Here is a 12,188-nt window from a genome sequence, read left to right as displayed (position 1 = left end):
CAAAAATCAAAATAAAGATTATTTTTGCGATGTCTAAGCCCAGGTGGCGAAATTGGTAGACGCACCATCTTGAGGGGGTGGCGCCTGTATGGGTGTGGCAGTTCGAATCTGCTCCTGGGCACCCTGAAAATATTAAAGGTCGAGGATTTTCCTCGACCTTTTTTTATGGACTAATCCCATTATTCTGAATTCTAATCCTCTTCAACCATGAATATTCATTATATTTAAGTAAAGTATACCTATGCCTGATTTTTAAACTGTAATTATCGAATTGCAAGATTAAGAATCTACACACAACATAACAACCTTATCAAGATGAAAAGACGTGGATTTATAGGAGCATTAGCTTTAGGAACAGGGCTATCACTAAGTTCTTCGAGTGTTGCTTCAGGATTTGGCTTAGTTCCCCATGCGGAAGCTGATCAATATGAAGGGCAGGAATTGAAGGCTGATTTGGTGATTATAGGTGCTGGTTTGGGAGGTTTTGCGGCAGCCTTAGCGGCATTGAGAAATGGTGAAACTGTTGTCCTGACGGAGGAGACGGATTGGATCGGAGGACAATTGACTCAACAAGGAGTGCCTCCTGATGAGCATCAATGGATTGAAACCCATGGTGCACCAGTTTCCTATCGTGATTTTCGAAATGCTGTTCGGTCCTATTATAAAGCATATTATCCTTTGACTGCTGAAGCGAAGTCAAGGGAGAATTTAAATCCAGGGGATGGGGCAGTTTCGCGATTGTGCCATGAGCCAAAGGTTGCCTTGGCCATTTTGGAAAGTTGGCTACAGCCTTATATTAGTTCAGGGAGATTGACTCTGCTGTTAAATTATTTCCCCTTTCGGGCAAATGTGAGTGGAAATCAAGTTGAAGAGGTAAGTGTCAAGCATGGAAAAACCGGTCAAATCATTGCGTTAAAATCCAATTATTTTGTGGATGCCACTGAACTCGGGGATTTATTGCCATTGACAAAAACCGAATATAGAACCGGGACAGAATCAAAGGCTGAGTTCAATGAATTGCATGCCCCAGAACAAGCAGATACGCAAGATTATCAATCTTTTACCGTTTGTTTTGCCATGGATTATGTTCCGGGAGAAAACCATACCATACCCAAGCCAAAGGATTATGATTTTTGGAGAAATTATATTCCGAATATCAAGCCAGCCTGGTCAGGGAAGCTATTATCCTTATCCTATTCCAATCCGCAAACCCTAGAACCGAAGACCTTGGGATTTCATCCAGAAGGAAAATCGACTGGAGATCAATTAAACCTTTGGAATTATCGCAGAATTATCCATAAACACAATTTTGATAAGGGGTTTTATGCTGGTGATATCAGCATAGTGAATTGGCCGCAGAATGATTATATGTTAGGGAACTTGATTGATGTACCTAGGAAAGAATTTGACAAGCATGTTGCTGCTGCCAAGCAATTGAGTTTATCGCTATTGTATTGGCTACAGACGGAGGTTGAAAATGAAGAAGGAGGAAAAGGATGGCCAGGAATCCGGCTGAGGAAGGATATTATGGGGACGGAGGATGGAATGGCGAAATATCCCTATATACGTGAGTCTAGGCGGATCAAGGCTGAATTTACAGTTACCGAACAGCATGTTGGGAAAGAAAATCGGAAGATAAGTGCACAGGCAAATGAAGATTCTGAGAGGGCTGCATATTTTGAGGATTCCGTTGGAATCGGATATTATCATATAGACTTGCACCCTACGCAAAGAAGAAATTATGTAGACTTTCCTTCCTTGCCCTTTCAGATTCCGCTAGGGGCATTAATCCCTATCCGAATGGATAATTTACTTCCGGCCAATAAAAATATCGGGACAACACATATTACGAACGGCTGTTACCGACTACATCCGGTAGAATGGAGTATTGGAGAAGCGGTTGGATTATTGGTGCATTTTGCAAAAAAGAAAGCTGTGACCCCACGACAGGTTCGGTCTGATAAAACATTATTGAGAGAATTTCAAGATTTTATCCGAAGTCAAGGAGTTGAAACGGAATGGAAATAAGGATTGTACTGATGCAAAAAACCTTTGCTTTCCGATAGGAAGGCAAAGGTTTTTTTATGGGGTTCAAATTGAAATGTTATAGTTTATTGGCTTTTACCGTGATTTCCGCGATGTCCAAAACTTTGATTTCATTTTCCAATTCTTTCACTTTAACACCATCGCTAAGCATGGTCATACAGAAAGGACAAGCTGCTGCGACGATTTTCGCTTCAGATTCAATAACGTCTTCAATCCGCTCCACATTGATATCTTTATTACCTTTTTCAGGTTCTTTGAACATCTGCGCACCACCAGCGCCACAGCATAGACCATTGGATTTACAGCGTTTTAATTCCACAAGGTCGGCATCTAAAACCTCTAGAACCTTACGAGGAGCTTCATAAACATCATTGCCACGACCTAAATAACAAGGATCATGATAAGTGATTTTTTTGCCTTTGAATTCATTTCCATCGGCAGGTTTTAATTTGCCTTCATCGATTAGGGATTGGATCAGTTGGCTGTGGTGGATTACTTCGTAATTCCCACCTAAGCTAGGATATTCATTCTTAATCGTATTGAAGCAATGCGGACAAGCCGTCACGATTTTTTTTATTTCATAGCCATCCAATACCTGGATGTTCATCATGGCTTGCATCTGGAATAGGAATTCATTTCCAGCCCTTTTCGCAGGGTCTCCAGTACAGCTTTCTTCAGTTCCTAAAATGGCATATTTAATTCCTACATGCTGTAGGATTTTGCAGATATCTCTAGTTATGCGTTGCGCACGCTCATCGAAGCTACCAGCACAACCTACCCAAAACAATAAATCTGGACTTTCGCCTTTTGCTACAAGTTCTGCTACGGTAGGTATATGTAATTGATTTTCCATGTTAATACAATTTATTGATTTGTCCAATTTGCTCTATCAGCTTGGGAATATTTCCAAGGAGCACCATTGTTTTCAAGGTTAGAAAACATATTGTTGATACTTGATGGAGCTTGAGATTCCTCCATTACAGCAAATTGTCTAAGTCCGATAATAATTTCTAAAGGGTTGATGTTGACTGGGCATTGCTCCACACAAGCATTACAGCTTGTACAAGCCCAGATTTCCTCGCGAGTGATGTAAGTGTCCAATAATGACTTTCCATCATCTACAAAGCTTCCGTTCTTGTCTATATTTTTACCAACTTCATCGATGCGGTCCCTGGTATCCATCATGATTTTACGTGGAGACAAGAGTTTACCTGTGATATTAGCTGGACATGAAGAGGTACAACGACCACATTCGGTACAGGTATAGGCGTCCAATAGGTTTTTCCAAGTCAGGTCCTGAACATCTTTCACACCAAAACGACTAGGTTCGCCGGATGGAGAAGGTAGGCTGGGATCTAACATTACTTTTACCTCATCCGTTACAGATTGCATATTGTTAAGTTCACCTTTTGGTTCCAGGTTCGAGAAATAAGTATTTGGGAATGCCAGCAGGATATGTAAATGCTTGGAGATTGGTAGATAGTTAAGAAATGCCAAGACCCCAATGATATGGAACCACCAACTGAATCTTTCTATCGCTATCAAGTAAGATGCTGAATCTGGCAATATTCCTACTAAATAAGAACTGATGGGGAATGATCCAACGGCATGGTATCCTTCAACATTTAATAATTGAAGCTTAAAATCTGCAGCATTCATGGTTAAGAAAGCCGCCATCAATAAGATTTCTGCGGTTAAGATTAAATTAGCATCTGTTTTTGGCCAATTGTTAAGTTCAGATTGGTTGAGGCGTTTTACTTTGACAATGTTTCTACGAATTGCAAAGACAACACAACCTAATAACACCAAGAATGCCAATATTTCAAATGAGAAAATTAGGAAGTCATAAAATCCGCCAAGGACATCCGCAAGCACCCGATGGGTTCCAAAAAGACCATCTATAACGATTTCAAGCATTTCGATATTGATGATTACGAATCCTACATAAACAAAAAGATGCAGTAGGGCAGGGATGGGTCTTTTGAACATTTTCTTTTGACCGAAGGCGACCAAAAGCATAATTTTCAATCTTTCAGCGGGACGGTCAGAGCGGTCAGTCGCTTTTCCTAGTTTGATATTTCTATAAATCTTACTTGCGTTTTTATAGAAAAGAACGAGGGCAGCTATGAAGATAATACCAAAAATGAGTTGACTTATCATAGTTTAATACTTAGGTTAACAAATATAATTAATCCCATTATACTATGCATGCATAATAAATTATTTAGACAGATTAAAAATAAATGACGGGAACAAATAAGCTTTAAATCCCTAAAAATCAAGTTAAGTATAATAATTGATACAACAAAAGGCGTTAAAAATTAGGGGTGGTTTTGTATATTGCATGTTCTATCAACCTAGTGAAAACATTGGTGCCTGTATTCCTTATTGACGATTGATTGATCGGATTATTCATGGATACAGGTTAGTAAACAACAATAAAAATAGAGATGGCAAATAGTTCGAACACCTATGATGTAATTGTCATTGGTTCAGGTATTTCAGGGGGCTGGGCGGCAAAGGAATTCTGTGAGAAGGGTTTTAAGACCTTGGTCTTGGAGCGTGGGTTTGACGTTCAGCATGTTAAGGATTATCCGACGGCGTATATGGATCCATGGCAGTTTGATCACCATAATAAAGTTTCCTTAAAGATTCGAGAAGAGAATCCGATTACGGCGAAATGTTATGCTTTCAATGAGGATGCCATGCATTTTTTCACGAAGGATAAGGATCAGGAGTATGTTCAGGAGAAGCCATTTGATTGGATCCGTGGATATCATGTTGGTGGGAAGTCCTTATTGTGGGCGCGTCAGGTTCAACGTTGGAGTGACTATGACTTTGAAGGACCGGCCCGAGATGGCTTTGCGGTAGATTGGCCGATTCGATACGCTGATATTGCACCTTGGTACAGTTATGTAGAGAAATTTATTGGGGTTTCCGGAAATAGGGATGGAAATTCGGCAATGCCGGACGGGGAGTTTCTGCCAGCATTTGATTTAAATGCGGTGGAGCAAATGATTCAGAAGAAGATTCCATTGAAATATTCTGATCGGCAAGTTATAGCAGGGCGATGTGCGCATATTACAGATCCCCAACCCATTCATATTGAACAAGGACGTACTAAGTGTCAGAACCGGACGATGTGTCAAAGAGGCTGTCCTTTTGGGGGCTATTTCAGCTCAAATGCATCAACCTTGCCTTGGGCGGCAAAGACTGGGAATTTGACCATGAGACCCAATTCTATCGTTGAATCCATTATATATGATGAGGATAAACAGCGTGCTTCAGGGGTTAGAATAATTGATGCAGAGTCTGGGAAAACTTCCGAGTATTTTGCGAAGGTAATATTTGTAAATGCTTCAGCAATTGCTAGTAATCAGATCCTGTTAAACTCTACATCCAAACGCTTTCCGAATGGTTTAGGAAATGATTCAGGTGTATTAGGGAAATATATTGCCTTTCATAATTACTTGGGATCTATTTCGGCGAGTATTGAGGGCTTTGAGGATATGTATTATTATGGTCGGAGACCTACGCAGCCGATTATTCCGAATTTCCGGAACGTAAAGAAACAAGAGATGGATTTTCTACGTGGATATGCATCGTTTTTTGGAGCTTATCGTGGTAGGGGTGGAAATAGTGAGATGCAAGTTGGCGGAAGTTTTAAGGATAGTTTATCTGAAGTCGGCGGCTGGGGAATCGGGATGATGATGCAAGGAGAAACCATTCCTAAGGAAGAAAACCATGTACGCTTAAGTTCGGACTTAAAAGATAAGTTTGGAATGGCTCAGATGGTCTTTAATGTGGGTTATGATGATAATGATCAGAAGAGTATGCAGGATTTCCTGGATCAAGGTTCAGAGATGCTGGAATATATTGGAGCAAAGAATATCAGTCAACATAATAGTCAACAAAATCCAGGCTTAGATATCCACGAAATGGGGGGAGCGAGGATGGGCTTAGACCCGAAGACGTCCATTTTGAACAAATGGAATCAAATGCATCTCTGTAAGAATGTATTTGTGACAGACGGAGCTAGCATGACTTCCACCGGAACGCAAAACCCTTCATTGACCTATATGGCGATGACAGCTCGATCTGCCAACTATGCCATGGAAGAAATGAAAAAAGGAAATCTATAAATCAGTATAAGACATAAAAAAAGGATCAACTCATCGTTGATCCTTTTTTTATGTCTTGCTTTCTAAGAATTATTTCTTTGGAGCAGCAGCTGGTGCAGCAGCAGAAACACCTAATTTAGCTTTGATGTCTGCAGTTAAGTCGTCACCACCTTGGAAGTAAGGAACACCACCACTAGAGATGTCTAATACGTAAGCATAACCTTTATCTTTAGCCACGGTATTGATAGCTGTCATTACTTTTTGCTCGATAGGAGCATATAACTCTTGTTGTTTTTTACCGATTTCTTCTTGTGCAGCTTGTTGAACACTTTGGATACGAGTTTCCATTTCACGCATTTTGTTAGCGATCGCTTGAACTTCAGCATCTACAGTTTCTTTATTTGCTTCACTGCGGTTTCTGATTTTTTCGTTAGCGTTGTTTTGCTCTTTTTGGTACTCACTGATCATCCCTTGAATTTCTTTTTGTTTAGTTTCTTGCAAGGTTTTCATTTGAGTTTCAGCAGCTTTGAACTCGTTAGTAGACTGAACAATTTCAGCTGTGTTGATGTGTCCAATTTTTTGTTGTGCATTGACAGTATTTCCTGCCAATAAAATTCCTGATGCTAATACTACACTTTTCAATAAATTTTTCATGCTTTTTTTGTTAGTCTTATATTTTACTGATATAAGGAAATTTTCTTGTTTTATGTTAAATAATAAAATTAGTTTGCAATTATAATAAAAATTATTAGTTCGCTAAAGAAGGATTAGGTTTCAAACCTAATTTAGTGATAACATCGTTACTTTTATCCAAGTTTGGGTTGGCATAAAGGAAAGTATTTTCACTTCTTTTATCCATAATGAAATCAAACTGACCAGCAGCAGCCACATCTTTGATAGCTTTATCTACTCTAGCCTGAATAGGTTTCATCAAGTTTTCACGTTGTTTAAAAAGGTCTCCTTCGAAACCGAATTTAGTACGTTGGAACTCTTTTACGGCTTTTTCTTTATTTACGATTTCATCTTCACGACGTCTGCGCATATCTTGGTTCAAGTTAGCTTGATCCTTTTGATAAGCTTGATACATACGTTCAATTTCATCGAATTGTTTATCTACTTCAGCTTGCCATTGCTTAGACTGGTCATCTAGTTGTTTTTGCGCTGAATTATATTCTGGAATATGTTTCATTACATATTCTGAATCCACATATGCTAATTTTTGGGCAAAAGAAACTGAACCCAACATGGTTAACATCACGATTAATATTCCTATTCTTTTCATCGACATATTATTTTTTAAATTCTATGTTTAAGACAATTCAAATGTTAAAAAGTTTAATTAGAAACCTCCCATATTTTGGATAATACTGAAGGTGAAGTTTTGTTTCCAACGATCAGTAGTTAAGCCTGGGATTGGATCTAATGCATGTCCGTAGTCAATTCCTAGCATACCAAAGATAGGTAAGAAGATACGAGCACCCACACCAACCGAACGGCGAACTTTAAATGGATTCACTTCATCAAATTTGTTCCAAGTGTTACCTGCCTCTGCGAATGCTAAAGCGAATACTGTCGCTTGCTCATTCAACATAATCGGGTGACGAAGTTCAATTTGATATTTTGCATAGATTGGGCTACCTGATTGGATCGCAATATTTTGTAGATTACTACCAGTTGATGCAGGAATTAAAGCACCATTTGAGTATCCACGCATTGCAATAATCTCAGAACCTTGTAAGAAGTCGAAGCCTTGCATACCATCACCTCCTAATTTAAAACGCTCAAATGGAGAAATTGGTGTCTCATTACCATAACTTCCTAAGTAACCAAATTGAGCTTGTGCCTTGAATACAAGTTTACCAGCGATTTTGGTGTACCATTGAGAATCGAATTTCCATTTATGGTATTCCGTGAATTTGTATTTCTCGTTATCTGGAGCAGTAGCGTAGTTGATATTGTTCCATAATGAATATGGAGGAGTCAACTGCACACTAAACTTGATATGAGATCCTGAAGTAGGGTAGATAGGCGCGTCAATTGAGTTACGGCTAATCTCTTGCGTAAAGTTAATGTTATAAGCTGTACCATCCGCGAATACGAAGATACCACCATAGTTATCCAAGAAATAGCGTTGGTAAGACAATGAGCTATTAATTTGGAAATAGTTGTCTGGCCATTGCAAACGCTTACCTAAGGTAGCAGTTACCCCGTGCATTTGGATTTTAGGAATTCCTTCATAATCCTCATAACGGTTATTTTGCCAGTTATAACGTTGGTATTGTGAGTTTGAAATGTAAGCACTCAATCCAAAGTAAATAGGTTTTTTACCACCTAACCAAGGCTCAGAAAAGGAGAAGCTATACGATTGGTATCTCTTTCCGGAAGTTTGCCCACGGATACTTAATTTTTGACCATCACCTCTAGGAAGTGGTTTCCAAGATTCTTTCTTAAAGAAGTTACTTGTAGAGAAGTTATTGAAGGTCAAACCTAATGTACCAATCACCTGACCAGCACCATAACCTCCGGATAATTCTACTTGGTCAGAAGGTTTTTCAGCTACTGAGAATTCAATATCTGTTGTTCCTTCTTCATAGTTTAAGTTTGTTGGCATAGGTTGAACCTTTTGCTCATCAAACATACCTAACTGAGAAATCTCACGAACACTTCTTACCAATAACTCACGAGAATACTTTTGACCTGGTTTTGTATAGATAGAACGAAGAACAACACGGTCATTGGTCACATCATTACCTTTTAAGATAACATTGTTAATGGTGTATTGTTTACCTTCAAACATCTGGATTTCCAAGTCTACAGTATCTTGATAAATTCTTCTGATTACAGGTTGTACACTGAATGTTAAGTAACCATCATTTTGATAAATGGCTGCGATGTCATCCGAATTTCTAGTCGGACCACTTAATTTTGAATTCAGTTTTTCTTCACTATAAACATCACCATGTTGAATACCTAATAAGATATTTAAAGTAGAATCCTTGAATTTAGAGTTTCCAGACCATGTAATATTACCTACGTAGTATTTAGGACCTTCATAAACATCGATATCAATCGCTACTTCATTATTATCATGACGTCTTACAGTATCTTTTAGGATTTGCGCATCGCGGAAACCTTTGTCTTGCATTTTAGCAATCAAATTGGTTTTCGCCTCTTCGTACTTTTCGTCTTTGAACTTACCAGGTCCAAATACGCGGAACCATGCTCTAGGACGAACTCCCTTCATGAATTTAGTCAACTGTCTGTTGCTAAATTCTTCGTTTCCAGTGAAGTTAATGCTGTTTACCTTGATTTTTTTATTTCTATCAACATCCACTACCAAGATTTCATTGTTCGCTTGCGATGAATCTGGTTTTGTAGTGATTTTTATCTCTGGGAATAAGTAAGATTTTTCTCTTAAATATTTTTCGATAGTTGTTTTAGTGGTCATCAACAAGTTGTCATTTACAATCTTGCCGGAGTTAGTGTTTAGTCTTTTACGAACTTCCTCGGTTTGAGTTTTACTTAGACCGTTAATATCAACGCGGGTTAAACGAGGTCTTTCAACAACTCTAATTTCAAGGTAGATAGTTTCATCTTCAATTTTAGTAGCATATAATTGAACATCTTCAAAAAGGTTTTGATCCATCAAGGCTTTGATTACGCTTGATGTTTGTTCACTTGGAACTTCGATATACTGACCAACGGATAATTTGGAAATGGTGATAAGGACTTCCGCATCCAGATATTGTGCTCCAGTTACGGTTACTCCACCAATTACATAGTTTTTTGGATCCAAATAAGAGATATCATCTGGACTGTTCAAATTCAAAGGCCTATTTCCTGTTATCTGAGCCTGCGCGAAATTGCAAATTAAGAAGGTGAGTAAAATAGAAAGTTTAATTATACGCTTCATCTACTTTTTATTATGTCTGCTAAAGTACAGCAAAGTCTTGTTAATTTTTGTTAAAAGAAATATTACGAAGTTCTGACAGTATCGCTGTCAAAATTAAAATGATGCAAAAGTAATGATTTCTTATAATTGTTCACTAGTTTTCCCAAATCTTCTTTCTCTATTCTGAAATAAATAAATACACTCGAATAAAGTTTCTCTAGAAAATTCAGGCCACATAATAGGTAAGAAAAACAGCTCAGAATAAGCTATTTGCCACAACATATAGTTGCTGATGCGTTCTTCACCACTAGTTCTGATTAAAAGATCGGGGTCTGGAATGTTGTTAGTGTAAAGATTTTGGCTAAAAAGATCCTCGTTAATTTCATCGATAGAAATTTCACCTTTTTTAACTTTTTCAGCGATCGCTTTTGTAGCATCCAGGATCTCTTGACGGGATCCATAGCTCAATGCAAGCGTCAAAGTACAGCCAGTATTGTTCTTGGTTTGGTCTATTGTGGATTGAAGAGTGACTTGGCAATGGTCTGGTAAGTCCGACATTCTGCCAATACTATTCACCCGAATATTGTTTTCTTGGAAGGTAGGTAATTCTTGGTTTAATGAGTTTACTAATAGCTCCATGAGTGCATCCACTTCAAATTGTGGTCTATTCCAGTTTTCAGTGGAGAAGGCATAAAGGGTAAGATATTTTAATCCGATTTCTACGGACGCTTCTAAGGCTTCACGTACCGCAGTTACACCATTTTTATGGCCAAAGACGCGAAGTTCGCCTTTTTCCTTTGCCCAACGGCCATTACCGTCCATGATGATAGCGATATGCTGTGGTAAATTGTTTTTATCTATTTTATCTTTAAAACTCATTAGATAATCTACGTTAATTCTTTGTATAGTTTTTGATCAAGCTTAAAGTTTTGGGACCTTCCTTAATCTCAGAGAATAAGAAGAAAATTGAAGAGAAAGGGTAAAAGTTAAGTTGATAGTGTTTATTGAATAATCCCAAAAATGAGCCAATCAATTTTGTTCCTAAATTTTCCAAAGTAGGAAGTAGCGCAAATAAATTAATTACCGAAATTGATTCGCTTTTCATCTTGATTTTTGGCCCCAATATTTAAAGATTTTCAAGTAAAGATACAGGTTTTAAGATAATCCTTAAATAATTTTTATGGATTATGGAAGTTTAGACAATTAATCTTAATAATTGCGGACATCAATACCCCACAATAGTTTCTCTCTTAATATTCCAAAATACTGATCGTTTGGCAGTCTGATTAAGTTGATACTAAATGGAGCCTTGGTAATCAATAAACTAGTTTTAGTGCTGAGGGTATGACTCTTAGAGTCGCAACTCAAGATGTATTTTTCTGTTCGGCTTTCGATTTCAAGGCGCAGTTGCATATTCTCATTAACAACTATTGGCCTTACATTAAGGTTATGTGGCGAAATAGGAGTGATCACAAAATTTCCACTTCCAGGCATGATAATCGGTCCGCCGCAGCTTAAGGAATATGCTGTAGAACCCGTTGGAGTAGCAATGATTAATCCATCTGCCCAATAGGAGTTCAATAATTCATTATCCAATACTGCATGAACGGTTATCATTGCTGAAGAATCGGATCTGAATACGGTAATATCATTCAAAGCGAAATCTTCCCCTTTAATAAAGGTCCCGTCGGAACTTTCAACTTGCAGCAATGCTCTTTTCTGAATTTGGTAGTTATTGGAGAGAATCTGATCCAAGGCAGCCTCCATATGATTTTTGGAGATGTTTGCCAAGAAACCTAATCGACCAAAATTAATCCCAGCTAATGGAATCCCCGAATCCTTGATTAAGGTCGCTGCAGAAAGCATCGTACCGTCACCACCTAAACTAAGCATAAAGGCGATGTCGCTCGGAAGATCATGGTGGGATTTAAATTTCTTAAAGGTGAAATCTAATTTGCATAGGCGCTTCAGGAAACTATGAAAGTCGTGGTGGATATATACTTTCACATTTTTTTCACGCAGATAAGTGAAAAGTTCAATGACATATCCAATCACGGACTGGTTAAACTCTCTACCGTATACTGCTATGGACAGCTCTTTCATGCTTTTGCTCATATTATTCGCAAAGA

General features: G+C 38.3%; 9 protein-coding genes and 1 tRNA gene. 3 read left to right on the top strand and 7 right to left on the bottom strand.

All coding sequences use genetic code 11. The features are described 5' to 3' along the window. The first annotated feature begins 37 nt into the window (after positions 1-37). Positions 38-121: transfer RNA gene (locus PZ892_RS13180), tRNA-Leu, on the top strand. 194 nt (positions 122-315) lie between these two features. Further along, on the top strand, positions 316-2,028 hold the full coding sequence (locus PZ892_RS13175; protein WP_094256129.1) for an FAD-dependent oxidoreductase: 1,713 nt from the start codon (positions 316-318) through the stop codon (positions 2,026-2,028). A gap of 76 nt (positions 2,029-2,104) precedes the next feature. Here the strand turns inward: PZ892_RS13175 and PZ892_RS13170 are convergent, their stop codons facing one another. Together PZ892_RS13170 and PZ892_RS13165 are read right to left on the bottom strand one after the other, a co-directional pair. Beyond that, positions 2,105-2,899 (bottom strand): (Fe-S)-binding protein, encoded by a 795-nt coding sequence (locus PZ892_RS13170; protein WP_094256128.1) that lies wholly within the window; start codon positions 2,897-2,899, stop codon positions 2,105-2,107. An 11-nt stretch (positions 2,900-2,910) separates the two neighbouring features. Further along, complete coding sequence (locus PZ892_RS13165) at positions 2,911-4,206, bottom strand: (Fe-S)-binding protein (RefSeq protein ID WP_277711433.1); 1,296 nt, start codon at positions 4,204-4,206, stop codon at positions 2,911-2,913. Between the two features lie 290 nt (positions 4,207-4,496). Here PZ892_RS13165 and PZ892_RS13160 point away from each other — a divergent pair, with 290 nt between their 5' ends. Beyond that, positions 4,497-6,188 carry a GMC family oxidoreductase gene (locus PZ892_RS13160; protein ID WP_182499687.1) on the top strand — a complete coding sequence of 564 codons (1,692 nt, stop codon included), beginning with the start codon at positions 4,497-4,499 and terminating at the stop codon, positions 6,186-6,188. Between the two features lie 69 nt (positions 6,189-6,257). On the opposite strand, the gene PZ892_RS13155 is transcribed toward PZ892_RS13160, so the two are convergent. From PZ892_RS13155 to PZ892_RS13135, 5 genes are all read right to left on the bottom strand, one after another. Beyond that, positions 6,258-6,809, bottom strand: a complete 552-nt coding sequence (locus tag PZ892_RS13155; RefSeq protein WP_229678364.1) for an OmpH family outer membrane protein — start codon at positions 6,807-6,809, stop codon at positions 6,258-6,260. A gap of 106 nt (positions 6,810-6,915) precedes the next feature. Then, on the bottom strand, positions 6,916-7,449 hold the full coding sequence (locus PZ892_RS13150) for an OmpH family outer membrane protein (RefSeq protein ID WP_094256277.1): 534 nt from the start codon (positions 7,447-7,449) through the stop codon (positions 6,916-6,918). A gap of 57 nt (positions 7,450-7,506) precedes the next feature. Further along, positions 7,507-10,080, bottom strand: a complete 2,574-nt coding sequence (gene bamA, locus PZ892_RS13145) for an outer membrane protein assembly factor BamA (protein ID WP_094256124.1) — start codon at positions 10,078-10,080, stop codon at positions 7,507-7,509. 120 nt (positions 10,081-10,200) lie between these two features. Further along, positions 10,201-10,938, bottom strand: coding sequence for an isoprenyl transferase (locus tag PZ892_RS13140; RefSeq protein WP_094256123.1), 738 nt, complete (start codon positions 10,936-10,938; stop codon positions 10,201-10,203). Positions 10,939-11,268: 330 nt separating this feature from the next. Next, entirely contained in the window at positions 11,269-12,174 is a 906-nt protein-coding gene (locus tag PZ892_RS13135) for an NAD kinase (RefSeq protein ID WP_229678363.1), read from the bottom strand. Between the last annotated feature and the right edge of the window lie 14 nt (positions 12,175-12,188).

The organism is Sphingobacterium sp. WM, from assembly GCF_029542465.1.
Lineage (GTDB): Bacteria > Bacteroidota > Bacteroidia > Sphingobacteriales > Sphingobacteriaceae > Sphingobacterium > Sphingobacterium cellulitidis.
Note: the sequence above shows the minus strand (reverse complement) of the source record. Positions and strands in the feature narration are given on the sequence as shown.

Coding starts and splice junctions, on each gene's coding strand:
- PZ892_RS13175 (WP_094256129.1), top strand. CDS start 316: ATGAAAAGACGTGGATTTATAGGAGCATTAGCTTTAGGAACAGGGCTA.
- PZ892_RS13170 (WP_094256128.1), bottom strand. CDS start 2,899: ATGGAAAATCAATTACATATACCTACCGTAGCAGAACTTGTAGCAAAA.
- PZ892_RS13165 (WP_277711433.1), bottom strand. CDS start 4,206: ATGATAAGTCAACTCATTTTTGGTATTATCTTCATAGCTGCCCTCGTT.
- PZ892_RS13160 (WP_182499687.1), top strand. CDS start 4,497: ATGGCAAATAGTTCGAACACCTATGATGTAATTGTCATTGGTTCAGGT.
- PZ892_RS13150 (WP_094256277.1), bottom strand. CDS start 7,449: ATGAAAAGAATAGGAATATTAATCGTGATGTTAACCATGTTGGGTTCA.
- bamA (WP_094256124.1), bottom strand. CDS start 10,080: ATGAAGCGTATAATTAAACTTTCTATTTTACTCACCTTCTTAATTTGC.
- PZ892_RS13140 (WP_094256123.1), bottom strand. CDS start 10,938: ATGAGTTTTAAAGATAAAATAGATAAAAACAATTTACCACAGCATATC.
- PZ892_RS13135 (WP_229678363.1), bottom strand. CDS start 12,174: ATGAGCAAAAGCATGAAAGAGCTGTCCATAGCAGTATACGGTAGAGAG.